The 25,171-nt window shown below is 64.2% G+C and carries 23 protein-coding genes; 15 read left to right on the top strand and 8 right to left on the bottom strand.

Annotated features, from left to right (window positions below; all coding sequences use genetic code 11):
• Positions 1-50: 50 nt before the first annotated feature.
• Positions 51-1,313, top strand: coding sequence for a lysophospholipid transporter LplT (gene lplT / locus F2P44_RS11895; protein ID WP_167086907.1), 1,263 nt, complete (start codon positions 51-53; stop codon positions 1,311-1,313).
• Here lplT and F2P44_RS11890 read toward each other — a convergent pair whose 3' ends face one another.
• The 4 genes from F2P44_RS11890 to tsaB are packed head-to-tail and all read right to left on the bottom strand — an operon-like array spanning position 1,314 to position 4,342.
• Positions 1,314-2,273, bottom strand: a complete 960-nt coding sequence (locus F2P44_RS11890) for a DUF1853 family protein (RefSeq protein WP_167086906.1) — start codon at positions 2,271-2,273, stop codon at positions 1,314-1,316.
• Positions 2,257-3,171, bottom strand: a complete 915-nt coding sequence (locus tag F2P44_RS11885) for a uracil-DNA glycosylase (RefSeq protein ID WP_167086905.1) — start codon at positions 3,169-3,171, stop codon at positions 2,257-2,259. Before F2P44_RS11885 ends, F2P44_RS11890 begins: the two co-directional genes overlap by 17 nt.
• Entirely contained in the window at positions 3,168-3,638 is a 471-nt protein-coding gene (rimI, locus tag F2P44_RS11880) for a ribosomal protein S18-alanine N-acetyltransferase (RefSeq protein ID WP_167086904.1), read from the bottom strand. The genes F2P44_RS11885 and rimI overlap by 4 nt, the downstream gene beginning before the upstream one ends.
• A complete protein-coding gene (gene tsaB, locus F2P44_RS11875; RefSeq protein ID WP_167086903.1) occupies positions 3,635-4,342 on the bottom strand; it encodes a tRNA (adenosine(37)-N6)-threonylcarbamoyltransferase complex dimerization subunit type 1 TsaB in 708 nt (235 codons plus the stop codon). The genes rimI and tsaB overlap by 4 nt, the downstream gene beginning before the upstream one ends.
• 78 nt (positions 4,343-4,420) lie before the next feature.
• On the opposite strand from tsaB, the gene F2P44_RS11870 reads away from it, so the two are divergent.
• The 9 genes from F2P44_RS11870 to F2P44_RS11830 all read left to right on the top strand — a co-directional run bounded on the left by F2P44_RS11870 (position 4,421) and on the right by F2P44_RS11830 (position 12,782).
• Positions 4,421-4,843 carry a thioredoxin family protein gene (locus tag F2P44_RS11870; protein ID WP_167086902.1) on the top strand — a complete coding sequence of 141 codons (423 nt, stop codon included), beginning with the start codon at positions 4,421-4,423 and terminating at the stop codon, positions 4,841-4,843.
• Between the two features lie 103 nt (positions 4,844-4,946).
• A complete protein-coding gene (locus F2P44_RS11865; protein WP_167086901.1) occupies positions 4,947-5,288 on the top strand; it encodes a hypothetical protein in 342 nt (113 codons plus the stop codon).
• Positions 5,289-5,543: 255 nt separating this feature from the next.
• Positions 5,544-6,329: a hypothetical protein gene (locus F2P44_RS11860; RefSeq protein ID WP_167086900.1), complete on the top strand. Its 786-nt coding sequence runs from the start codon at positions 5,544-5,546 to the stop codon at positions 6,327-6,329.
• A 26-nt stretch (positions 6,330-6,355) separates the two neighbouring features.
• A complete protein-coding gene (locus tag F2P44_RS11855) occupies positions 6,356-7,420 on the top strand; it encodes a tetratricopeptide repeat protein (protein ID WP_167086899.1) in 1,065 nt (354 codons plus the stop codon).
• Between the two features lie 32 nt (positions 7,421-7,452).
• Complete coding sequence (locus F2P44_RS11850) at positions 7,453-8,613, top strand: tetratricopeptide repeat protein (protein WP_167086898.1); 1,161 nt, start codon at positions 7,453-7,455, stop codon at positions 8,611-8,613.
• A gap of 157 nt (positions 8,614-8,770) precedes the next feature.
• Positions 8,771-9,823 (top strand): hypothetical protein, encoded by a 1,053-nt coding sequence (locus F2P44_RS11845; protein ID WP_167086897.1) that lies wholly within the window; start codon positions 8,771-8,773, stop codon positions 9,821-9,823.
• A gap of 31 nt (positions 9,824-9,854) precedes the next feature.
• A complete protein-coding gene (locus F2P44_RS11840; protein ID WP_167086896.1) occupies positions 9,855-10,712 on the top strand; it encodes a DUF2059 domain-containing protein in 858 nt (285 codons plus the stop codon).
• Between the two features lie 63 nt (positions 10,713-10,775).
• Positions 10,776-11,735 (top strand): DUF2059 domain-containing protein, encoded by a 960-nt coding sequence (locus F2P44_RS11835; RefSeq protein WP_167086895.1) that lies wholly within the window; start codon positions 10,776-10,778, stop codon positions 11,733-11,735.
• 78 nt (positions 11,736-11,813) lie between these two features.
• A complete protein-coding gene (locus F2P44_RS11830) occupies positions 11,814-12,782 on the top strand; it encodes a DUF2059 domain-containing protein (protein WP_167086894.1) in 969 nt (322 codons plus the stop codon).
• A 119-nt stretch (positions 12,783-12,901) separates the two neighbouring features.
• On the opposite strand, the gene F2P44_RS11825 is transcribed toward F2P44_RS11830, so the two are convergent.
• Together F2P44_RS11825 and F2P44_RS11820 are read right to left on the bottom strand one after the other, a co-directional pair.
• Positions 12,902-15,196 (bottom strand): xanthine dehydrogenase family protein molybdopterin-binding subunit, encoded by a 2,295-nt coding sequence (locus F2P44_RS11825; protein WP_167086893.1) that lies wholly within the window; start codon positions 15,194-15,196, stop codon positions 12,902-12,904.
• 69 nt (positions 15,197-15,265) lie between these two features.
• A complete protein-coding gene (locus tag F2P44_RS11820) occupies positions 15,266-18,394 on the bottom strand; it encodes an EAL domain-containing protein (RefSeq protein ID WP_167086892.1) in 3,129 nt (1,042 codons plus the stop codon).
• A gap of 245 nt (positions 18,395-18,639) precedes the next feature.
• Between F2P44_RS11820 and F2P44_RS11815 the strand changes: the two genes are divergently transcribed.
• The 3 genes from F2P44_RS11815 (at position 18,640) to F2P44_RS11805 (ending at position 20,256) form a co-directional block, all read left to right on the top strand.
• Complete coding sequence (locus F2P44_RS11815; RefSeq protein ID WP_167086891.1) at positions 18,640-19,326, top strand: hypothetical protein; 687 nt, start codon at positions 18,640-18,642, stop codon at positions 19,324-19,326.
• Positions 19,323-19,529 (top strand): hypothetical protein, encoded by a 207-nt coding sequence (locus tag F2P44_RS11810; protein WP_167086890.1) that lies wholly within the window; start codon positions 19,323-19,325, stop codon positions 19,527-19,529. The genes F2P44_RS11815 and F2P44_RS11810 overlap by 4 nt, the downstream gene beginning before the upstream one ends.
• A 220-nt stretch (positions 19,530-19,749) precedes the next feature.
• Positions 19,750-20,256, top strand: a complete 507-nt coding sequence (locus F2P44_RS11805) for a DUF1993 domain-containing protein (protein ID WP_167086889.1) — start codon at positions 19,750-19,752, stop codon at positions 20,254-20,256.
• Positions 20,257-20,315: 59 nt separating this feature from the next.
• On the opposite strand, the gene F2P44_RS11800 is transcribed toward F2P44_RS11805, so the two are convergent.
• A complete protein-coding gene (locus F2P44_RS11800; RefSeq protein WP_229423505.1) occupies positions 20,316-20,501 on the bottom strand; it encodes a DUF1289 domain-containing protein in 186 nt (61 codons plus the stop codon).
• Between the two features lie 7 nt (positions 20,502-20,508).
• The gene (locus tag F2P44_RS11795; RefSeq protein ID WP_167086887.1) at positions 20,509-21,078 is read right to left on the bottom strand and encodes a DUF1415 domain-containing protein; all 570 of its coding nucleotides are present in this window, start codon (positions 21,076-21,078) and stop codon (positions 20,509-20,511) included.
• 471 nt (positions 21,079-21,549) lie between these two features.
• On the opposite strand from F2P44_RS11795, the gene F2P44_RS11790 reads away from it, so the two are divergent.
• Entirely contained in the window at positions 21,550-22,917 is a 1,368-nt protein-coding gene (locus F2P44_RS11790; RefSeq protein WP_167086886.1) for a transglycosylase SLT domain-containing protein, read from the top strand.
• Between the two features lie 415 nt (positions 22,918-23,332).
• Complete coding sequence (locus F2P44_RS11785; RefSeq protein WP_167086885.1) at positions 23,333-24,739, top strand: DEAD/DEAH box helicase; 1,407 nt, start codon at positions 23,333-23,335, stop codon at positions 24,737-24,739.
• Positions 24,740-25,171: the final 432 nt, after the last annotated feature.

The raw sequence follows: 25,171 nt of genomic DNA, 5'->3' as shown, positions 1-25,171 counted from the left end.
CCAGCCATTCATGGTATAAAGCAACCCACACTAGCTTTTAGACTTCTCGAATGAATCGTGGTTTTTACACCATCATGGCGGCGCAGTTTTTCTCGTCGCTGGCGGACAACGCCCTGCTCTTCGTGGCGATTGACCTGCTGATCTCCATGAGCGCGCCGGCTTCGCTGACGCCTTTGCTGAAGCTGTCCTTCGTCCTTTTTTACGTGCTCCTTGCGCCGTTTGTCGGCGCTTTCGCCGACTCCATGCCCAAGGGCAAAGTGATGTTCATCGCCAACCTGGTCAAGGTATTCGGCTGCGCCCTGATCTTCTTCCACGTCCATCCGCTGCTCGCCTACGCGGTAGTCGGCTTCGGCGCGGCGGTGTATTCGCCGGCCAAGTACGGCATCCTGACTGAATTGTTACCGCCAGAGAAACTCGTCGCCGCGAATGGCTGGATCGAGGGCCTGACCGTGATGTCGATCATTCTCGGTACCGTCATGGGCGGCGCCCTGGTCAGCGCCAAGGCCTCGGCCTTCATGCTGGGCATCGACATGCCGCTGATCGAGACCGGCATCGATACCACCACCGAAGCGGCGCTGTGCGTGGTGGTGGCGGTGTACCTGCTGGCCACCATGTTCAACCTGCGCATCCCCGACACCCTGGCCAAGTACGCCCACCAGGAGCGCAACCCGGCCAGGCTCATCGCCGACTTCGCCAACTGCTCTTCGCTGCTGTGGAAAGACAAGCTGGGCCAGATTTCGCTGGCCGTGACCACCCTGTTCTGGGGCGCCGGCGCCACCTTGCAGTTCATCGTGCTCAAGTGGGCCGAGAAATCGCTGCACATGCCGCTCGACAAAGCCACCACCCTGATCGGCATCGTCGCGCTCGGCGTGGCCGTGGGCGCCGCCGCCTCGGCCAAGATGATTCCGCTGAAAAAATCCCTGACCGTGATCCCGCTCGGCATCGCCATGGGCATCGTGGTCATGTGCATGACCATGGTCCATTCGGTCTTGATCGCCTACCCGCTGCTGCTGCTGATCGGCGTGCTGTCCGGCTTCTTCGTGGTGCCGATGAATGCGCTGCTGCAACACCGCGGCCACGTGCTGATGAGCGCCGGCCATTCGATCGCCGTGCAGAATTTCAATGAAAACCTGTCGATCCTGACCATGCTGGCCATTTACGCCATCCTGATCACGCTCAATGTGGAACTCAATCTCGTGATCGTCGGCTTCGGCATGTCGGTGGCCGGCATCATGTTCCTGATCATGCGCAAGCATAAGATGAACCAGGCCGAGCACGATTCGCTCGCCCTGATCGGCGAGCACAAGCACTGATCAGGCGGGCTGGCCGCTCATTTGCTGGCGGAAAGCGGCGCGCACGCGCCAGTCGTTGGGGACGATGAAACCGCGTCCCGTTTCCACCAAGCCAGCGTCGGCCGCGCGCACGCTGGCCACCAGTACCGGCATCGGCACCGTGCCGAACTTGTCCGCCAGAGCGGCCTGCAATTGTTCACGGTTCAGCAAACCGGCATCGTCCAAGGAGCGGAACGGCGCCAGCCATTGCAGGCGCGGCAACATCACGAAGGCATCCGGCGCCAGCGCGGCCACCTCGTCCAGCGCGCACCAGAAGCCGCGGCAGTGCTGGCCGGAGATGCCCTCCATCGCCTGCCCCGCACCGCCCGGATAGAACAGCCAGCCCTTGACCAGGGCCCGCGCCCGCGTTACGGGACGCGGCAGCACGGCCTGCGCCGCAGGGTGCGTACCCAGCGCCAGTTGTTTCTCAAAAATCTTGCGCATCTTGGCGCCCAGGCTGTCGGCCAGGTTGGGGCCGACAAAGGTGTCGAAGCGCGATGCCGCCTCCCCTTCGAGCAGATAGAATTTGGTGGCGAATTCGATGTGTTCGAGGCCGCCGTCGCCATGGTCGAGCAGGAAGTCGAACTCGCCGACCGTGTCGTTGCGGCTGGCACGCACTTGCAAGCCGTGCGCCACCAGCAAGCCATGCTCCTGGAAATAGAAGGCCATCAGCTTTTCGGCATACAGGCCAAGGCGCGTGTAATTGCGCGTGCCGAGCGCCGCTAACAGGGGCGCGGGATTGGCGTCCAGGCGCAGCAGCCAGGCGTCGACCGCGGCCGGCAGCACGCCCAGGCTGGCGATCTTGCCTTCCCAGTGCGGGTCGGCCGGATCGAGCAGGTCGGGCGCGTGCAGCAGCCAGGCCAGCGCGCGCACGTGCGGCTGCGCCAGCTGTCCCCAGCGGCGCTCGAAGCCGGCCTGGTAGTTCTCAGCCGGGGCGGCCATCGTGCGCACGCGCCAGACACAGGTCGGCCCAGGCCAGCGCCTTGTCGGCGCCGCGCCGCAGCAGCTCGCCCGGATGCAGGGTGGCCACCAGCTTGACGCCGCCCACCTCATGCACCTGCCCGCGCGAGCCGGCCAGCGACTCTTGCAACGGTTTGCCCTGCAAGGCGTTGGCGGCGATCTGGCCGAGCGTGAGCACCAGCGGCGCGCCGGACAGGGCCAGTTCGCGGTCCAGGTACGGACGGCAGGCCAGCGCTTCCTCGGCGCTCGGGGCGCGGTCGCCGCCGTTGGCGCTGGTGGGCCGGCACTTGATCAGGTTGGTCACATACACATTGCTGTCGCGCGAAAGCTCGACCGCGGCCAGCATATTGGCCAGCAGCTTGCCCGGCTCGCCCGAGACCGGCTGGCGCTCTTTTTCGTCGGAGACGGTCGAGGCGCCGGCGGCCACGAACCAGCGCGCCTGTTGCGCGCCGTTGCCATAGACCGGCTTGCGCCCGCCCTTGCACAGCCCGCAGCGGGTGCAGTTGGCGATGGCGTTCTTGAGCTGCGCCCAGTCCATGGCGGCGATGTCTTCCTCGGTCGGCGGCGGGCCGGGCGGTTCCTCGCCCCAGGCCGAATCGGTGGCGGGGCTCGATGCCGGACTGGCCGCAGGCGGCGCGGTCCTGGCCGCCACCGCTGGCGGGGCGGGCATGGCCACGGCGGTAGGCACGGCGGTAGGCACTGCGGCAGGCACGGCGGCAGGCGCCGCAACAGGCACGGAAGCTGCCTGCGGCGCGGCTTCCTGCACGGGTGCTGCCAGCTCGTCGGGCAAAGCCTCGTCCGGCATGGCATCGCGCAGGGTCCATAGCGGGCCGATGCCCATTTCCTGCAAAAACGCGTTGTCGCGCGCGCTGATACTCATAAGACGAACCTCATGACGATGGCATCCTCGCGCTTGCCGTCATGCGCGGGGTAGTAGCCTCGGCGGCGGCCGATTTCGGCGTAGCCATATTTTTCATAGACCGCCAGCGCGCGCAGGTTGGACGGACGCACTTCGAGCAAGATCGAGTCCATCGACAGCCCGCGCGCACAGGCGGCGACCTTGTCGAGCAGGTAGCGGCCCAGCCCTTCCCCCTGGCGCCCGGCGGCCACAGCCACGTTGAGCAGATGCGCTTCGTCCACCACCGCCATCAGCAGATAGTAGCCGAGCAGCGCGCCGTCGCGGTCGCGCAGCACCCAGGCGTTGTAGCCGCTGCCGAGCGAGTCGGCGAAATTACCGCGCGTCCAGGGATGCGGATACACCTGCTTTTCGAGTGCGAACACCTCGTCGATATCGGCCGCCACCATCGGCGCGTAAAACAGGTGATCGTCGTCGCGCACCGCGCTCATGCGGCAGCCTTGGCGGCGTTGATCACGCTGCGTTCCGCGCTGGTGTAGGCGATCTTGTTGCGCAGGTACAGCGGCTGGGCCTGGGCCGCGCCAAGCGCTTCCCCTGCAGCCAGCGCGCCGCGTCCGAGCAGGGCCATCTGGGCGGCGTGGGGCATGATCTCCGGATAGGCTTGGGCGAACCCGAAGGCGTCCGGATAGGCCGCCAGGCCATTGCCGCAGGCCGCCAGCTGGCCGTCCACCGGCAGCGGCGCCACGGCGCCGGGCGCGCACAGCGTTGGCGCAACCAGCACGTTCCAGCGCGCGGCGCCAGCGTCGTAGCGGTACTGGGCCCAGTAGACTTCGCCCATGCGGGCGTCGAGCACGGCCACGACATCGTTGGCGCCATGCTGCTGGCGGCACGCCACGGCCATCGCTTCGAGGGTCATCAGGGATAGCACCGGCAAGCCGGCGCCATAGGCCAGGCCCTGGGCGATGCCGCAGGCGGTGCGCACGCCGGTAAACGAACCGGGACCGGCGCCAAAGGCGATCGCGTCGCATTCCTTGAGCGCGATGCCGGCTTCGGCCAGCAGTTCCTGCACCATCGGCAGGATGGCTTGCGAGTGGGTGCGCACGCCGGACGATTCACGGAACAGGACGGTATCACCGCGCAGCAAGGCGCAGGACGCCATCTCGGAGGAGGTTTCAATAGCGAGAATAATAGACATGCCGTATTTTAACCCGGCGCTGCGCCGCCTTGGCGCTTTAGCAAGCGGGCCATCGTCGGGCGAGGTAGAATGCCGCTCATGCACAGCCACACACTCAACTCCGACAACCGCGACAGCATTGCGCAAGCGCTGGGCGGCGAGCGTTGGATCGTCGCCTGCCTGTGCGCCGCGTGGTGCGGCACGTGCGCGTCGTACCGCGCCGCTTTCGAGGGCCTGGCCGCGCGCCACCCGGACAAGCACTTCGTCTGGATCGATATCGAAGACCAGGCCGAGGTGGTGGGCGATCTCGATGTCGACAACTTCCCTACCCTGCTGATCCAGCGCCATGACATGGTGACTTTCTTCGGCACCATGCTGCCCGACCCGGCCCTGGCCGAACGGCTGATCCAGGCCCAGGTAGCCCAATCGGACGAAGAACTGGCTACCCAGGCGCGCAGCAGTGACGAGCGCCTCCTGTGGCAGCAGCAATGCAACCTGCGCACGCTGCTGCGGCGCGCCTGAAACACAAGAAACAAAGTGCGCTCGTTTGAGTCAAGTCAACCGCTCCGGAAGAGGGATAGCCGACCATGGCATAGCTTGGTTGACAACTTTTTTGAAGGCGCAGATGATGGACCACATGGAAGCCCGCATTGTCAAACTTGAGGCGGTGACAGAAAAAATTCTCGAACGTCTTGATAACGTTGAGCGCGATGTTGCCGTGATTCGTTCCAATTACGTCACCAAGGCAGACCTGGCGGCGGTGGAAGCCTCGCTGCGAGTATCGATAGCGACGCTGGAATCCTCGCTGAAAGTATCGATAGCGACGGTGGAATCCTCGCTGAAAGCATCGATAGCGGCACTTGAGGCAACCATGCTCAAATGGTTCGTCAGGACTGGCATCGCGCTGGCAGGACTCTCCGTCGCCATGGCAGGCCTCGCCTTCGCCGCTGCAAAATTTTTCAACTAACCGGCCCACCACTCGAACCGTCTGCCCCATCCCCGCGAGCCGGGGATTTTTTACGCCCAAGGGCCGCACCCGGCCTTCTTCCCGACCTCGTATCACATTGCACTTGCACGAATATTGTCCTTAGAGCACCATTTACTGGTATTCTGTCGACCTCGTGTAATTATTGAAACTCTTCTAAAACGACATCGGGAGCGACGCCGGCCACAGCCTGCCGGCGCGCAACACCGCTGCCGGATTGGATCACCGCGCGCCCGAATGAACACTAAACGACTCTTCTGCCTGATCCTGACCGCCGCCCTGAGCGGCCACACCTTGGCCGCCGGCGCGCCTGCGGCCGCCAAGGCCGATGCCAAGCTCGCCCAAAGCGGCGCCGGCTTCGACGACTACTTCGACGCCCGCATGAAAGTAGCGCAGAAAGCCATGAGCGAGAAGCGCTACGCCAGCGTCAGGGAAGTGGTGCAGGAGCTCGAAAAAGCATTGACCCGGGTCGACCCGGCCTACGACGAGAAATCGCAATGGGCCTACGTGCTCGACTTCAAGCGCTTCGTCCTGTACGAAATGGGCGAGCAGGAAGCGGCGGTGGCCACCTGCCGCCAGAGCGTCGACGTGCTCGGCTCCAACGACTGGCCCTACCTGGCCGAGTTCAACGTGGTGCGCGCCGCGCGCCGCGCCTGCCACAACATGCTGGCCTACGAACAAAGCGCAGTGGCCACCAGCGTCGCCCAGCACGAAGAAGCCATCGCCCAGATCGAACAGTGCTTCAAGACCGTCTCGCCGATCGAAGACGCCTCGGTGCTCGACAATTTTTACGAAACGCGCGCCACGGTGTATCTCAAAGCCAATACGGTGACCAAAAACAAATACCAGCAGCAACTGTTCGATACGCTGGTACGGGCCGACGCGCGCCAGCTGGCGCTTGACGAAGATCCGCAGTTTGCCAAGATCATGAAGACGCCCGCTTACCTGAATTTCAAGAAGGAATTCAAGAAGGATCGCAAAAACGCTTCCAGGAACACTTCCGACAACGAAGAATCGACCTGAGCTTCATCCACCTGACCGCCGACACCATGCTCCTTTCCGCCCGCACCGCCCTGATGAAAACCGCTATCGCCGCCGCCTGCCTGGCCATGTCGCTGGCCGCCCACGGCGCCGCGCCGCAGCCGCCCGCGGACGACACCGTGCGCGCCCGGATCGACAGCCTGGGCGACAGCACCATCGCCGCCCTGGTCGTCGAGCAGCGCTGGACCGAGGTGCTGCCGCTGGCGCGCGCCTGGACCCGCAGCAATCCGGGCTCGGCGCGCGCCTGGTACTACCTCGGCAAGGCCCTGCACCACCTCGACAAGACGGCCGAGGCCGAAACCTCGCTCAAGCGCGCCCTGACCCTGGCGCCGGACGACGCCCAGACCCTCAACGAGCTGGGCATCATCGCCAACAGCCGCGACAAGCGCGAGGCGGCCATCAGCTACTACGAGCGCGCCCACAAGGCCGACCCGACCCTGCCGGCCGTGGCCGAGAACCTCGGCGCGGTGCTGGCCGCCTCCGGCAAGTACGAGCCGGCCCGCGCCGCCTTGCTGAACGCCATCGAACTCGATCCGGCCAGCAGCTTCGCCTGGCACACGCTCGGCACCGTGCACGAAAAACTCGGCCAGATGCCGGAAGCCGAACAGGATTACCGCAAGGCGCTGGAACTGGCGCCGGCGCGCGAAAATACCGCCGTCGCGCTCGCCTCGCTGCTGCATGCGCAAGGCAAGTACGCCTACGCGCTGCAGGTCTACCGCACCGCCGTGCGGCAGCGCGCCGACGACCCGGCCGTCTGGCACGGCATGAGCAATTCGATGGCCTCGATCGGACGCATCGATGACGCCGTCAACGCCAGCCGGCGCGCGATCCGCCTCGATCCCACCTACGCCGCCGCCTGGCACGGGCTGGGCGTGCGCTACCTGCAAAAGCGTAATTTTGCCAAGGCGCTGATCGCCCTGAACAAATCGGTCGCCCTCGATCCGGGCTCGGCCAACGCCTGGACCAGCCTGGTGGTGCTGCACACCCTGCGCCAGGACCAGCCGGCACGGCGCAAGGCGCTCGAGCGCCTGCGCAAGCTCGACCGCGCCGCCGCCGATAGCCTCGGCAAGTAACCCACCCTCTTTTACCAGCAGACGCCCACCCCATGAACATCGCCCTCCGCCCCCTCCTCGCCAGCGTGGCTGTCGCCCTCTTTTTGTCCGGCTGCGCCAGCGCGCCGGCCACGGATGCCGCCAAGAGCACGCCCCAATACGGCGTGCTGGTCCAGAACGGCAAGCTGACCGAAGATGGCGAACTGCGGCGCGACCTGGGCCTCGAACACTCGACCGCCGGACGCCACGCCGCCGCCTACACCCAGTGGCTGCCGCTGGCCGAACAGGGCCACAGCGAATCGCAGTTCAACCTGGGCCTGATGCTGCGCGACGGCCTGGGCGTGCCGGCCGACGCCGCCAAGTCGCTCGAATGGACGCGCAAGGCGGCCGCCGCCAACTATCCGGACGCCTACCTGGCGCTGGGCGTGCGCCACGCCAACGGCAGCGGCGTGGCCAAGGACCCGGCCGAAGCGCTGCGCCTGTGGCGCCAGGGCGCCGCGCTGGGCGACGCCAACAGCGCCTTCTACGCCGGCCAGGCCCTGTTCTTCGGCCTGGACGTGGCGCGCGACGGCCCCGGCGGCCTCAAGCTGCTGCTGCAGGCGGCCCAGGCCGATACACCCAGCGTGCGCGCCCAGTCGATCCTCGGCATGATCTACCTGACCGGCGAGGAAGGCGTGCCGCGCGACTACGCCAAGGCGCGCCTGTGGCTGTCGCTGGCCGCGGCCGGCGAAGAAAGCCAGGCCCAGCACCACTTGGGCGTGATGTACCAGTTCGGCCGCGGCGGCCCGGCCGACCAGCGCAAGGCGGTAGCCTGGTACGAACGCGCCGCGCGCCAGGGCAATCCGGCCTCGCTCAACAACCTGGGCACCTTCTACAAGAACGGCAAGGTCTTGCCGAAAGACGTGAAGAAAGCGCTCGACTATTTCGGGCGCGCCCACGAGGGCGGCAACCTGGACGGCACGGTGAACCTGGGCGACATGCTGTTCGTGGGCCACGGCGCCGCTGCCGACCGCGACAAGGCGGTGGCGCTGTACCAGCAGGCCGCCGAAGCGGCGCACGCACCTGGCCAGTGCCGCTACGCGCGCGCGCTGCGCCATGGCGAAGGCGTGGCCGCCAATGCCGACGAAGCGGCGCTGTGGCTGGCCAAGGCCAAGGCCAAGGCCGCGAAACAGGCGTGCGACACCCGGCTGCCGCTGGCGACGTTCCTGAAATAATCTTCCGCGCATCCGCCGCCCGGCGCACGCGGGTGCCGATGGACCTGGGGCGCGGATGTGTGTACATTTTCGTCATGGCCCAGTCCCGGGCAGCACCCCCAGGCGTTGCACCGGTTTCGATGCCGGTGCCCGCCCCAACCTTCTCGACGAGAACGCCATGAACACGCAGTCTTCCCCAGACCTCATTCCCGCCGGCGGCTTGTTCGCGGCCGCGGCCAACTATGGCGTTGCCGCGCCGCGCCCGCGCTTGCTGCTGGTGACGCTGATGCTGATCGCCCTGTGCATCGTGCTGGCCGCCGCGATCGACCTCGCCTTCCTGTCGGACCGGGTGAACTACACGCTCAGTGTGGCCGAGGAAACGACAGCTCCCTACGAAGCCCTGCGCGCCAGCGACATGAACACCATCCTGTTCATCGCGGCGCTGATGGGCGGCGTGCTGGCGCTGATCGCCTTCGGGCGCGGCTGGGCGCGCTGGGTGTGGTTGCTGGTATGCATGCTGGCCGGCAGCGGGATGGCGCTGATGTGGGAGGCCGCGATGTTCGACTACGCGCCGGACGCGGCCATGGGCAAATTCGCCCTGTACCTGGTGTTTGCCGTGCTCACCTGCCTGCTGTTCGCGCCGTCGAGCAATGCGTGGTTCCGCCGCCTCAAGGAGCTGCGCAACAATCCGCGCCAACAGGCGGCAACGGCGCCGGCCAACCAAGGCGCCGCCCTGGCCGGCGGCCAGGCCTACCATCCCTACGCGCCGCCGGGCGCCTTGCCGCAGGCGGCGCCTGTGGCAATGGCGCTGCCGCCACGTCCCGTTGCCGCGACGGTAGGCCTGGCGCTGTGCGTGGCCGCCTCGCTGGCCGGCATGGTCCTCTCGGTGATCTACATGCCCGAGGTACTGGCCGCCCAGAGCGTGTCGCTCGCCTCGGGCTTGATGACGAGCTTCGTGTACGCCAGCCTCGTCATCGGCACCCTCATCATGCTGCTGCTGATGTACTTTATCGCGCGCGCCTCGAACGTGGCACGCTGGATCTGGCTGGTGCTGGTCGTCATCGGCTTCATTAATTCCCTCAATGCCTTCAAGACGGCGTTCGCGGTGTCAACCCTGTACGGCTCGCTGTCGGTCACGAGCCAGTTCATCGTGCTGGCCGGGACGGTCCTGCTGTTCGTTCCCGCCTCCAACCGGTGGCTGCGCGACACCGCGCTGGCGCGCCGGCCGTAATCCACGCACCACTACCTGCAAAAGAACCTTCATGCGCACACCTTTATCTTCAGCAGTCCGCTTCGTCACCCACCTTGCCCTCGCCAGCCTGGTGCTGTGCCAGGCCGCCCAGGCGGCGCCGGCCACCGAAGCGGGCCTACGCGAGTATTTCCGGCTCGCCGGCACCGAACGTCACTTGAGCATTTCGACCGAGGCGTTCAAGAAAGGCTACGAGGAGGACTGGCGCAAGGAAAGCGATCCGGTGCAAAAGGCCAGCAAGAAAATGGTCATGGACCACTTCAACGAGGTGGTCAGCACGAAAATGACGTGGGAAAAGCTGGAGCCGCTCGCCGTCGAGAGCTATCTGCAAGAGCTGAGCGACAGCGATGTGCAGGAAATGATCGCGCACGCCAACAGCCCGGCCGGGAAAGTGAGCAACCAGAAAATGATTCCGGCGCTGCTGGCACAGCTGCCGGCAATCCAGCAATACATGACGGCGGTGCTGTCCGAGCTCACCAACCGCAAAGGGCCGCCCAAACCCCTTCCCGCCATGCCGGCGCCCGGACCGAACGATGCGCTGCTACAAACCTTCCTGCGCGCCATTCCTGGCGAAAAGGAAGAGTTCGAGGGGCGCATCGCGCCGACCGTGGACATGATGGCCAGCGCCCTCACCAGGAACGAAACCGCCAAAAGCCGGGCCCGGATCGCACGCGCAGTGGCCAGCGTGAAAAAGCGCCTCTCCTTCGACAACGTCACCGCCCTCAAGGCGCGCATGCTCGGCAATGCGCTCAGCGCCGACGAGATCAACTTGCTGATCGAAGACAACCGCCGCCCTGAACGCCAGGCACAGTTGCGCAAGGTGCGCCAGGCCGAGCAGGAATTCCAGGGCCGCATGATGGGCGCCATGTAAGCGCGGCACGGCGGCGGCATCGCCCATCGATTCACCTTATTTCAACCCTCACGAAAGCCTATCTTGCAACCACTGTTCACCACCATCGCGCGTTCGCTCGCGCAAGCATGCATCGTCACCCTGGCCCTGTCGCAGGCAGCCCACGCCGAACCGGCCACCAAGGAAAGCCTGCAGCGCTATTTCGAGGTCGCCAAATCCGAGCGCATCGCCGACACGGCGGCCAAAGCCATGCTGCGCAAGGAGGGCGGCGCCTTGCAGGCCGAGAACGACGCCAGGGAAAAGGCCAAGCTGACCGCGCGCTACGAGCGCCTGTACGGGATCGTGCGCAAGCATGTCGTCGCGACCGTGTTCGGACCGAAGGCCATCGCCGACTATCAGCAATACTTGCAGGAGTCGGATGTGAAAGACATGATCGTCATGGCGCAAAGCCCGTTCGGTCAAACCTTCCTCGAGAAGATCAACCCGGTACTGCAGATGCAACCGGCGGTGATCGATGGCTATGTGTCCAAGCGCATGCAGGAAATGAAAGCGCGCACGGACGACACCGTGCCGCCGCCCGTCGCGCTGCCGCAGCCGGCGGCCGGCTCGAAGGAAGCCCTGGCCCAGGCCATGATGCTCGAATGGCCAGGCGCGCGCGCGCAGTTCACCAAGGGCATGGCGCAGGTGGCCGACAAGTCGCTGGAACAGGCGGCATCGTTCGAGAGCCAGGGCAATACCGACCTGGCCAAGCGCGTGCGCCGCTTCGCCACGGCGGTCCGCACCGAATTCAGGTTTGAAGAGGTGGCAGCCGCCCAGGCGCGCATGATCGCCGAGGAAATGAGCGAAGCGGACATCGTCGCGCTCACGGCCGAAAACAAGAATCCGGCGCGCTTCGCGCAACGCCACAATATCGAGCAGATCGAAGCGGAACTGATGGGCCGCGCGGGCGCCGCCCTGAAGTCGGAAGAGCTGAAGAAACAGCTCGCGGGCGAACAAGCCGCGGCCAAACCGGCCAAGGCAGGCAAGAAGGCCGCCAGCAAATAACAGGCATGCGCACAGCGGCGGCCTCGCTTTCAGCGGGGGGCCGCCTTTCAACAGTACCGACACCCCGGAAACCACGTTTTGCATACACCGTTCATCAACGCCGCGCGCGCGCTCGCGCAGGCATGTATTGTCTTGCTGGCCCTGGCGCATGGCGCCCATGCCGCGCCAGCCACCGAAGAAACCCTGCGCCGCTATTTCGAGATGGCCAACTCGGCGCGCATGGTCGTCGCCGCAACCGACGCGATGCTGGAGATCGAAGCGAGGGAGTGGCAGGGCGAGAGCGATCCCAAGGAAAAGGCAAAACTCAAGGCCCGCTTCGAGCGCACCAGCGCCTTCGTCCGCCAGCAGGTTGCCTGGGACAAGATCGAACCGGTCGCCATCGAGAGCTACCAAAAACACTTGCAGGAGTCCGATGTGCAGGAACTGATCGCGCAGGCGCACAGCCCGCTCGGCCAGACGATCATCAACAAAGTCACGCCGGCGCTGCTGAAACAGCCGCCCGTGGTAGCGGCCTATATGGCCAAGCGCATCGAAGAAATCAGGGAACGCAAGGATGGCAGTGTGCCGTCTCCTGTCGTGCCGCCCCAGCCGCCAGCCGGCTCGAAAGAGGCGCAGGCCCTGGCCATGATGCTCGGCTGGCCGCGCGCGCGCGATGACTTCGACAAGAACATGGCCGACATCGAAACGCGCGGACTGGAAATGGCGGCCGCGTTCAACGATGAGGCGACCGCCGGCATCGGCGAGGAGCTGCGGCGCTTCTCCAAAGCGATCCGCAACGAGATCAAGTTCGAAGAAATCGCCGCCATCGAGGCGCGCATGATCGCCGGCGAATTGAGCGAGGCGGAGATCGCCGCCCTGAGCGAGGAGCACAACAATCCCGCGCGCGTAGCGCAGCGGATCAGGATCGGGTTGGCCGACGCCGAACTGATGGCGCGCATGAGCGCCGCGGTGCAGTCGAGCGACGCGTTCAAGCAGCTCGCCAACGCCGACAGCGACGACGCGCCGCGCAAAGCCGCCAGGGCAGGCAAAGCAGCCGCAAAAAAATGAGCATGGTGCGCACGCCCGTAGTCAAAGCCGCATAGGCGTGCCTCATCGCCCTGGCCAGGATGCTCGGATAGCGCGCCGGGCGCGCAAGCCGGCGCGCACCAACTAAACGCGGGCCGCCGTTACGCCAGGCGCAGCGGCAGGCTGCGCAAGCGCTGCCCGGTCAGTTTGAACAGCGCATTGGCCACAGCCGGCGCGATCGGCGGCGTACCCGGCTCGCCCACGCCCTCGGGCGGCTCGGCACTCTTGATGATCACCGTCTCCACCTCGGGCGCGCTGTCGATCCGCAGCACCGGATAGTCGCCAAAATTGCTTTGCTCGACGCGCCCGTTCTTGAGCGTGATCTCCCCTCCCAGCGCGGCCGACAAGCCAAACACCACCGCCGACTCCATCTGCTGCGCGATGATGTTCGGATTGACCGCCAGGCCGCAATCGATCGCACACACCACGCGGTGCACGCGGATCTGCTTGTCCGTCACCGACACCTCGGCCACCTGCGCCACGATGCTGCCGAACGACTGGTGCAGCGCCACGCCGTGCGCGCGGCCTGCCGGCGCCGTGCCGGCCTTGGCCAGGGCGGCATCGAGCACCGCCAGATGGCGCGGATGACGTGCCAGCAGCGCGCGCCGGAACGGCGCCCCATCCTGGCCGGCGGCATGCGCCAGTTCGTCGATGAAGCTCTCCTTGAAAAACGCATTGTGCGAGTGGCCGACCGAGCGCCAGTAGCCGAGCGGCACCTGGCTGTCGACGATCACGTGCACCACGCGCTGGTTGTCGATCTCGTACTGCATGTCGTACTCGCCTTCGGCCGTGGTCTTGTCCGGACCGATGCCGGGCAAGCCCAGGTTGCGCGGGAAATACTGGTGGCCGATCGAGCCGCTGACCGACTTGTTGTCGTAGCTGACGATGCCGCCCCTGGCATCCACGCTGCCGGTGAAACGCGCCAGCGCGGCCGGACGGTACACATCGTGCGTCATGTCATCCTCGCGCGACCAGACCAGCTGCACCGGCTTGCCGCCGGCCGCCATGGCGATGGCCACGGCCTGCGCCACCATGTCCACCTCCAGCCGGCGCCCGAAGCCGCCGCCCAGCAGCAGCACATCGATCGACACGTCGGCGCGGTTCACGCCCGCCACCTTGGCCGCCACGTCGACGCAGATGCTCGGCACCTGGGTCGAGGCCCACAGCATCACCTTGCCGCCCGCGACCTGCGCGGTGCAGTTCATCGGCTCCATGGTCGCATGCGCGAGGAACGGCGCGCGGTATTCGGCGTGGATGGTCTCGACCTTGGTCTTGACCGCGCCCTTGGCCAACGCCACGTCGCCATTCGAGTAATAGGTGAAACCCGACTCGGTATCGAGCGCGCTGGCGAACTGCCTGAAAATATCGGCGCTCGACAAACCGGCATTGGCGCCCTCGTTCCACTTGACGCCCAGCGCGCCCAGGGCCTGGCGCGCGCGCCAGTACGAGCTGGCGATCACCGCCACGCCCGCGCCGGCGCCGGTTTTGCCAGACAGCGCGGACGACACATCGACCACGCCCACCACGCCCGGCATCGCCTTCGCCTTGGCGGCATCGAACGAGGCAAGCGTGCCGCCCACCACCGGCGACATCGTCAGCGCCGCATACAGCATGCCGGGCGGGCGCGCGTCGATCCCGAACATGGCGCTGCCATTGACCTTGGCCGGCGAATCGCGGCGCGCCTGGGGCGTGCCGATCAGGGTGAATTCGCCGGCTTCCTTGAGGCGCACGTCGGACGCGGCGATATCCAGGCCGGCCGCCGCCGCCTTCGCGGCCAGGCTGCCGTACGAGGCGCGCTTGCCGCCCGGGTGGACCACGAAGCCGCCCTTGCCCTTGCACTGCGCGGCCGGCACGCCCCATTCCTGTGCCGCCGCGGCGATCAGCATCGCGCGCGCGACGGCGCCCGCTTCGCGCATCGGCAGCCAGGCATCCTTGATGCTGCTCGACCCGCCGGTCATCATGATCCCCAGCTCGCGCGCAACTTTGGATAGCATCCATTGCGCGCCTTCCTTGAGGCTGCCGCGATCGTCGGGATGGAACGGCAGGTTCTCGCGCAGCACTTCGAGATTGCTGAAGATCTTGTCGATCGGCGCCTGGGTGATGCGCACCTGCGCCAGCGGCACGTCGAGCTCCTCGGCCAGCAGCATCGGCAGCGCGGTGTTCACGCCCTGCCCCATTTCGCAGCGCGGCACCACCACCGACACCGTGCCGTCGGGTGCGATCGCCACCCAGCCGTTCAGGGCCACGGCGCCGCCGGATACCGGCAAGGGCTGCGCCGTGTGCAGGCGCTGGCGCGGCGGCTGGATGCCCCAGCCCACCACCAGGGCGCCGCCGGCAGCGAGGCCGCCAAGCAGGAAACGGCGGCGGTTCTTGTTCTTGGGTGTGCTCTGGGTCATTGCATTCTCATGGCGTGCGCGGGGAATGGCACTGTAGCATGCCGCCCGCCCGGCGCGGGCGGCGCGTGTTTACGGCGGCAGGCGCGCCGGCCAGCGCGCCAGGATCGTCTCGGGCAGCTCGGGGCGGCTGTACAGGTAACCCTGCGCCTGGTTGCAGCCATGGCGCAGCAAGAAGGCGGCCTGCTCCTCGGTCTCGACGCCCTCGGCAATCACCGACAGGTTCATGCTCTTGCCAAGCTGGATGATGGCGATCGCGATCGCCTCGTCGTTCACGTCGGTCGAGATATCCTTGATGAAGCTGCGGTCGATTTTGAGCGTCTGCACCGGCAACTGCTTGAGGTAGGCCAGCGACGAATAGCCGGTGCCGAAATCGTCGATCGCCAGTCCCACGCCGATCGAATGCAGGTCGTTGATGAAGACCAGCGCGTCGCCGGTATTCATGATCACCGACTCGGTCACTTCGAGCTGCAGGCGCTGGGGCGCCAGGCCGGTCTCCTTGAGGATATCGGCCACCATGTTGACGATGCTGCCGCGCTCGAACTGCTTGACTGACAGGTTGACCGCGATTTTCGGCACGTGCAGGCCGGCCGCTTCCCAGCGGATCATCTGGCGGCAGGCTTCGTCCAGCACCCACTTGCCGAGCTGGTTGATGAAACCGGTGTCCTCGGCCAGCGGAATGAAGCGCACCGGCGGCACGTTGCCCAGTTCCGGATTATTCCAGCGCACCAGCGCCTCGACCCCGATCAGGCGGCCCGTATCGATTTCCACCTGCGGCTGGTAATTGAGGAAGATCTCGTTCCTGTCGATCGAGCGGCGCAGCATCGCTTCCAGGCGCAGGCGCTCGACGCCCTCGCCCGTCATCGACGGCGCATAGAACTGGTAGCCATTGCGCCCGCGCGCCTTGGCCTGGTACATGGCCACGTCGGCATTGCGGATCAACATATTCAGGTCGGCCGCGTCGTCCGGGAACACGCTGATGCCGACGCTGCCGGTAACGAACAACTCGTAATCGGACACGATGAAGGGCTGCTCGAACATGGCCATCAGTTTTTCGGCCACCAGGCCGGCCCCGGCCTGGCCGCTGATGTTTTCGAGCAGGACGATGAATTCGTCGCCGCCCAGGCGCGCCAGGGTGTCGCCTTCGCGCAGCTTGCCCTGCAAGGCCGCAGCGACCTGCTTGAGCAGCTCGTCGCCGACGTGGTGGCCGAGCGTGTCGTTGACGTTCTTGAAGCGATCCAGGTCGATGAACAGCACCGCCAGCTGCTGGCCGTCGCGCGCGGCGCGCTTGAGCGCGTGCAGCAGGCGGTCGTGGAACAGCAGGCGGTTGGGCAGCGCCGTGAGCGAATCGTGGTGCGCCATGTGATCGAGCTGCTCCTGCGATTCCTTGACCTTGGTGATGTCGCTGAACACGGCCACATAGTGCGTCGTGACGCCTTGATCGTCGCGCACCGCCGACACGGTGAGCCACTGCAAATAGGTTTCGCCATTCTTGCGCGTGTCCCAGCGCTCGCCGCGCCAGAAACCCGCCTCGCCCAGTTCGGCCCACATCTGCTGGTACACGGCAGCGTTCTCGGTGGGCGAACGGGTCAGGCGCACATCCTTGCCGACCGCGTCGCGCTCGCTGAAGCCGGTGATCCGGCTGAAGGCCGGATTGACGGCGACGATGGCCAGGTCGACGTCGATCACCATGACGGCATCGGCGATGTGTTCGAGCACCGTGGCCGACAGGCGCAGTTTTTCCTCGGCCTCGCGCCGCTCGGTAATGTCGGCATAGACCCAGATGCTGCCGCCGTTGGGGCGCGCCGGGTCGAGCGCGCAGCCGCTCACGCGGCACCAGAACAGGGTACCGTCTTGCTTCACGTACTGGCGTTCTTCGTTGTAGTCCTTGCCCTCGGCCAGGGCCGGGTATTGCTGCTCGCCGGCGCGCACGAATTCGTCGTGGCTCGGGTACAGGATGTCGGCCAGCTTGCCCGTCATCTCGCCGCTGGCGTAGCCGAACAGGTCTTCGCAGCGGCGGTTGGCCGACACGATGCGGCGTTCGCGCACGAACATCACGCCGAACATGACGTTGTCGAGGATCGCGCTTTGCTCGGTCAGCAGCGCCTCGATGCGCATCTCGTTGTGTTTGCGTTCGCTGATGTCCGAAATGATCCCGTCCACCCACGATTTTTCGGGCACGGCGCCCGCTTGCGGCTGGCCGTTCTCGGACACCCAGCGCTCGATGCCGCTGGCGTCGCTGATGCGGTATTCGATGTCGTACGGGCGTCCGCTGCTCATCGCTTCGCGTACGGTGCGGCTTTGCATGCGCCGGTCTTCGGGGCAGATCAGGTCCGACCAGGCGTCGGTCGTGCCGCGCATGAACAGCGCCGCCGGGTAGCCGGAAATGTCTTCGATGGCGTCGCTGACAAAATCGACCGAGCCGCCCGGACGCACCCGGAACACCGCACCGGGAACCTGGGTGACGATGGTGCGAAAGCGCTCCTCGCGCCGGCCGATGTCCTCGAACAGGTGCTTGATGGCGACCCGCATCTGCTCCATCTGCTTGGCCAAGCGGCCCAGTTCATCGCTGCCTTCGAGGTCCAGGCGCGTCTCGAAGTCGCCGTGCGAGAGGCGGTCGGAAAACTTCATCAGCTGGCGCAGCGGCACCAGCAGGCGCTTGTTGAGGAACAGGACGATCAGGGCCAGCGACACGGCCAGCTGGAACGCCAGCACGAAGGCATAGTTGGACTGCTTGCTGCGCAATTCCTGCTGGCTGCGGGCGTCGTCCATCTCGACCACCACCACGCCAATGCGCTCGCCGCGCACCAGGATGTCGCGCTCGGCGCGGTAGATATGGCCCACCGGACGCTGGGCCGAGTGGACGTTCATGAACTGGGCGTCGGACTGGCCGATCACCTGGATGTGCAGCACCGACGGATCGCGCATCACCGATTCGACCAGCGACTGGGCCGACTCGGCATTCATGTTCCAGAGCGACTCCTGCATGCCGAGGGCAAGGATGTCGGCATTGCGGCGCAGCGATTCGTTGAGCACCGCCTTGGCCGCCGCCCGCTCCTGCACCCCGATCAGCACGTAGCTGCCGATGATGGCGGGAATGACCAGTCCGCCGACAACGACCAGTATCAGCGCGCCATAGATCGACAGTCCGTACAGCTGGCTCAGCTTGGTACGGAAACGTTGGTAGGCCGTGCTAAGCATGCAGCGAGTCTGAAAGCATACGGAAAGATGTCTGAATGACAAGTTAGATAATAAATGTTTTCTACACGGAATTATGCACGGAAGCCCTCGCCAAGTCATCAACAGCACGGGAGGATGAGGCGTTTTACAGACGGCGGATGAAAACAGTTGACGTTATTGCTTGCGCCTAGATGCAAGTGCGTCAAGCTTCACCAACGCGAGGCTTCACACACCGACGCGCAAGCGGCCACTCATTGGATGACTACATGAAACCCATAACGGACAAGCAAGTACCAGCAACCGCTTTGGACTCCTATTTTTTAGATCCGGCGACAGTGCATTCAAAGATGCAGCTAGCCATCAATGGCACCATACTATCCGACGCAGCGATCCAGCGTCTCGCCGGCTGCCCGGGGGACGGCGAGATATTCGCCGCCCAAGACGACGAGGCGATCTATTTGGAAAGCCGCCACAAGGAGTTGATTGTAAATGATTGGCGAAACGCAAATTATGTCGAGATTCGCCGCAAGCAAGAAGGGATGAGTTTGTATCTGGACTATATCCGGTTTGCCGAGACGTGCCCGAAAAATTTCGGCGCAGTTGTCCTTCTCAGGATGGCGCACGAAGCCCGACACCTGGGTTTTTTGAACATCGAACTGCTGGCTGCTGGAGGCAGCGGCGTCAAAGGCAATCGTTGGACGGAAGAATTCTGGGGTTATGAAGCCTGGCCGCGGCTGGGCTTTGACGCCTTGCTTCAACCTGCAATCCTGCAGCTCATCGAGACTGAGCCTCATCTGCACGGCATGACGCGCGTGTCCCAAATAATCCAGGCCGACCTTCCATGGTGGAAGGAAAAAGGCGATGGCTGGGATATGACGTTCGATTTGACGCCGGGTAGCGCAGCTTGGGCTACACTACATCAATACTGCGTTAAGCGGGGATTAATGCCATGAAACCAAATCTGAAAAGTAATGCAAGCAAGGGCGTCGCGGGTTCGGGTAGCGCTCCAGAAGTCTCCCCAAAGTCCGGCCGGGCCGCCATATCGGCGAAGCCCGTGTTTGCGCTATCGACGCTGAAGGTCAGCAAGCCGCGCACAGCGAAGGACATTGAGCGCGCGGTGGCACAGGGACGGGTTGCCGAACTGAAGCCTGACTGAGCGGCGGATGTTGGCGAGTCCTGCTCCGCGAAGTCCGCCTCGCTGAAGCGACCGCCATGTGCCGATTCGTCAATGCAATCCCACCGAATGATTCCTGAGCCGGGTATGCGCGTCCATTCCGGCCGTGGCAGCCAATGCGCCAGCGACGCTTTACCAGCCTGCCCAGCGCGAATCCCGCCAACTTGCTATCATCGCAGCACTTTTCTAAAAGGGATTCCCAATGACTTTTTCCATGTACGACGCCTCGGTACCCGTTTTCAAGCAGATCCTGACCAGCCTGTCGGCCATCATCGACAAGGCCGAAGCCCACGCCACCGAAAAGAAAATCGAACCGGCCGCCCTGCTGCAAGCACGCCTGTATCCGGACATGTTCCCCTTCCTGCGCCAGGTCCAGGTCGCCGCCGACTTCGCCAAGGGCTGCTGCGCCCGCCTGGCCGGCGTGGACGTGCCGCGCTATGAAGATACCGAGCAGACGTTCGCCGAACTGAAGGAACGCATCGCCAAGACGCTGGCATTCATCAACGGCTTGCCGCAGGACGGCATCGAAGCGAGCGCGCAGCGCGACATCAGCACCAGCAGCGGCGCCAACGCCAAGCAGTTCAAGGGCCAGGTCTACCTGGTGCACTACGCGCTGCCGCACTTCTATTTCCACGCCACCACCGCCTACGCGATCCTGCGCCATAACGGCGTGGAAGTGGGCAAGAAGGATTTCATCGGCGCGTTTTAAGCCGCGTACATATATATATGCAGCAAGGGGAGCCGCGCGGCTCCCCGACCCGGCAGCGATCAGGTATTGCGGCGCGGGTAGCCTTGCGCCAGGATGCGGACCCACACCACTTCCTTGTCGGCGTCGCTCATCGACACCCAGTGCGCCACTTCCACCACGCTGCGTCCGCAGCCGCGGCAAATCTCGTCGAAGGTGGTCGAGCAGACCGCGACACAGGGCGTGTCCGGCCGTTCAGGCGGCTTCATGGCATCCTCACTTGGCGGGGCCGACATCGAGCGCATCCCAGCCGTCATGGCCGAGTTTTTCCATGGTTTCAATATTCTTGTCGAAGATCTCAGATGCTTCCGGGAAAGCCTCGACCGCCCGTTCGATACTGTCTTCGCGCAGCAGGTGCAGGATGGGATAGGGTGCGCGGTTGGTAAAGTTGCTGATATCGTTGATATCGGTGTCCGCGAACTGGTATTGCGGATGGAAACTGGCCACCTGCAATTCGCCGTCGAGCTGCATGTCTTCCAGCGCGGCATCGGCGACGTCGAGAAATTCGTTGTAGTCGAGGAAATCGCCCAGCACGAAGGGATGGATCAGCAGGGTGGTGTCGACCTCTTCCGGGTCGGTATCGGACAGCAGTTGCAATTCATTCATCAGGGTTTCGAGCAAGACTTCCGGCGTGGTCGCGCTCGACACGACGTAGCGTACTTGCTTTTTCACATGAACGGCCTTGGCGAACGGGCACAGATTGAGCCCGATGACCGCTTTTTCCAGCCATTTTTGGGTAGCGGCAATGATCTGCTCATCGTCGGCGTTCAGATTGGGGGTGCTCATGGTGATGCTTTCACTAATAGAAGAAACGCGGAACGCGAAACCCAAATTGTACGCACTCTTTGCGCCACCTCATAGCTGCGCCCGCGCGCGGGCGTAGTTTAGAGGCCGGCACAAGGAACGCGGCCCACGCCGGCAGCGCCCCGGTTTTGGTATTGTTCCCGCGCCCGTCGCGCCCGCCCCTGCCGGCCGCGCGCGGCGCTCTCCGGCGTATCCCTGCCATAGGAGAAAATCATGCATACCCCCGGGGAGTACCTGAAGCAAACCCGTCCATACACTGATGGCATCCTGGCACTTTCAAGGCATACTCCCGGCAATTGGTCTTTTCCGATGCAACAATATTGGCCGAAAGTGTTATCAAGATATTTGCCGCGCACACAGACATTTGACTTGACTCAAACGATAAGTGGTACGTACACTCCGACCTTATCTATTCGTCTGTCCGGCTGTTTTCGGACCCAACAATGGAACGCTATGCAAAAAACGATACGCAATACCGCTTCACTTGCCACCCTCGTTCTGATGCTCGCGCCTGCGCTCAGCTACGCGGCCGACTCCGTCTCAAGCAACGTTGCGCCGCTCGCGCCGACGGTCAAGCCCGCGCCAGCCCCGCTCCAGCCCTTCCCCGCCGTCAAGGCAGATGAATACAAGGAAGCCGACGTCTGGGGCCGTATCCGCACCGGCTACGCCATTCCCGACATCGAAAACGAGCTGGTAAGCAAGCACGTCAAGTGGTACAGCACCCGTCCCGACTATATTGCCCGCACCTCGGCGCGCGCCTCGCGCTACCTGTTCCACGTGGTCCAGGAACTCGAGAAGCGCAATATGCCGACCGAGCTGGCCTTGCTGCCGATTATCGAATCGGCCTTCAATCCGCAAGCGTATTCCAAGGCCAACGCCGCCGGCATGTGGCAGTTCGTGCCCGGTACCGGCAAGGATTTCAATCTCAAGCAAGACATGTTCAAGGATGAGCGGCGCGGCGTGCTGGCCTCGACCGATGCCGCGCTGAGCTATCTGCAGCGCCTGTACGGCATGTTCGGCGACTGGCCGCTGGCCCTGGCCGCCTACAACTGGGGCGAAGGCAATGTCCAGCGCGCCATCAAGAAGAACCAGGCACTCGGCAAGCCGACCGACTACGAAAGCCTGTACGAACACATGCCGGCCGAAACGCGCGAATACGTGCCGAAACTGCAGGCGGTCAAGAACATCATCGCCAATCCAGCCCAGTACCACGTATCGCTGCCGATCATCAACAACACGCCCTACTTCACGACGGTCGACAAGACCAGCGACATCGACCTGACCATCGCGGCCCAGCTGGCCGAACTGTCGGTCGAGGAATTCAAGGCGCTCAATCCGCAATTCAACCGTCCGGTCATCACCGGCGGCGAGCAGACCAAGATTCTGTTGCCACAGGAGAATGCGGAAAAATTCCATCTGAACCTGGCGCAATGGGGCCGCGCCCTGTCGACCTGGACCACGCACAAGATTACCGGCGCCAAGGACAGCATCGCGTCGCTGGCCTCGCGCTTCGGCACCACGCCGGAAGTGATTCGCCAGGCTAACAATATTCCGGCGGCAACCCGCCTGAAGGCCGGTTCCACCATCCTGGTGCCGAAAATCTCGACCTCGGTGCAGTCCGATATCGCCGAGCACGTCGTCGACAACGCGGTGATGGCCTTTGAAGCCGAACGCGCCGGCCGCCGCGCCGGCCACGCCGAAAAGCAGACCAACGCCCAGCGCCTCAAGGGCAAGGTCGCCGAACTGAAAACGCGCGTCTCCGGCCGCAACGCCAAGAGCGCAGCCAACGACACCCCGCGCTACAAACGGCGCGGCGGCTGAGCCGCACTGGCGGGCGCCTGTGGTGCGCCCGCCATGCCGGTTTATCTACCAAGACTTCCCCGGTAAATCCAGCGTTTTGATACACACTATTCGGATTTACCTATACAACTACAGTGAAACTACTGTATAGTGTTGTTTGTGCGCTGCAATACGTTTCTCGCAATCAGTCTGAAGCGATGGCCCTTGGCAGTAACAAAGAAGTAAAACTAGCAGCTTCGCAAGCCTAGGCGTATCCCACGGATACCCTCAATAAAGCCCTCCCGCCTTGTGTGTCGCACCTGACACCGTCCCGGCGCAAAGCTTTTGTGCCGAAATTTCTTTCATCCTGAGTCATTTCGTTGTGTTGGTTGGCGTTGCTATTTTGCGCTCGGAGCATGTGCTCGGGCGCTGATCTATACCGAAAGAAAAGAACATAATGAGTTTTGAAGCATTAGGCCTCCACGCGTCTATCGTAAAAGCAGTAACCGATGCCGGTTACACCGTTCCGACCCCAGTTCAAGAGCAGGCTGTTCCTGCCGCCATCAGCGGCCGCGACCTGCTGGTATCGTCGCAGACCGGTTCCGGCAAGACCGCAGCATTCATGCTGCCAGCACTCCACAAATTCGCCGTTGCCGAGCAATCGCAGGCGTCCAAGAACGCAGCCCAGGAAGCGCAAAATGCGCGTGCCCGCGGCGAGCGTCCACGTTTCAAAGCTGCACAGCCTAAAATGCTGGTGCTGACCCCGACCCGCGAACTGGCACTGCAAGTGACCAGCGCGACCGAAAAATACGGCACCCAGATCCGCCGTATCAAGGCCGTCTCGATCCTGGGCGGCATGCCTTATCCTAAACAGATGCAATTGCTGGCCCGCAACCCGGAAATCCTGGTCGCCACCCCCGGCCGTCTGATCGACCATATGGAATCGGGCAAGATCGATTTCTCGGAACTCGAAATCCTGGTGCTGGACGAAGCCGACCGCATGCTGGACATGGGTTTCATCGACGACATCGAAAAAATCATTGCCGCCACCCCGGCCAACCGACAGACGATGCTGTTCTCGGCCACGCTCGATGGCATGGTCGGCAACATGGCGCGCCGCATCACGACCGACCCGATGATCATCCAGATCGCCGGTTCGGCATCGAAGCACGAAAACATCGTGCAGCGCGTGCACTTCGTGGATGACCTGTCGCACAAGAACCGCCTGCTCGACCATCTGCTGCGCGACGAAACGCTGGACCAGGCCGTTGTGTTTACCGCCACCAAGCGTGACGCCGACACCATCGCCGACCGCCTCAACATCGCCGGTTTCTCGGCAGCCGCACTGCATGGCGACATGCACCAGGGCGCGCGTAACCGCACCCTGGACGGCCTGCGCCGCGGCCAGGTCCGCGTGCTGGTCGCGACCGACGTTGCCGCCCGTGGTATCGATGTCCCGAACATCACCCACGTGTTCAACTACGACTTGCCGAAGTTCCCTGAAGACTATGTGCACCGTATCGGCCGTACCGGCCGTGCCGGCCGCAATGGCCTGGCGATCTCGCTGGTGAACCATGCCGAAGGCATGAACGTCAAGCGCATCGAGCGCTTCACCAAGCAGCTCATTCCGGTCAACGTGATCGAAGGCTTCGAGCCGAAGAAAACCGCGTCGGCGCCACGTTCGGCAGCCCGTCCAGGCAGCTGGAAACCAGGCGACAACCGCGGCGGCGCCAAGCCAGGCCAGCGCACCTTCAGCAAGCCGGGCGCAGCACCCCGCAAGGAAGGCGCCACCGGCGGCGGCTACAAGGGTTCCAACCCGCGTCCCGCTTCCGAGCGCACCCGCAGCTCGTATGGCGACCGTTAATGGCCGGCCCGGGCGGCGTGTAGCCCCCGGGTAAGCAGCGTCCGCCCTTGTCGATGCCGGCCAGGCCGGACAGTCGCACACAACAGCCTCCGCTCGCGGAGGCTGTTGTTTTTTCAGCGGCGTCAAAACGCCCCTCTCCGGCATCCGGACCTGATAGCTGGCGACGCAACGAAACTTTTTCTATATTGCTACTCAGCTAGAACTTTGATGAGTGTGACGATAGGTTACTGCTATACTTTTACTGTACGTACATTTCTCGCCGTGCTGGCAAGCTCCTTCCTCAGCCCTTCGGCAAGCCTGTTTCGCAGTTGCGAGTGCGCCATTTCGTGCCACAGACTGAGCAAAAGTCGTTCACGCGAAAGCGCATATGCATACGCCAGGGTTTGAGATTGGCACGATCGAGCACAAATTAATCACAGAAGGCAATATTGA

Source organism: Massilia frigida, from assembly GCF_011682175.1.
GTDB lineage: Bacteria > Pseudomonadota > Gammaproteobacteria > Burkholderiales > Burkholderiaceae_D > Telluria_A > Telluria_A frigida.
The sequence above is the reverse complement of the archived record's forward strand: the minus strand, read 5'-3'. Positions and strand labels throughout refer to the sequence as shown.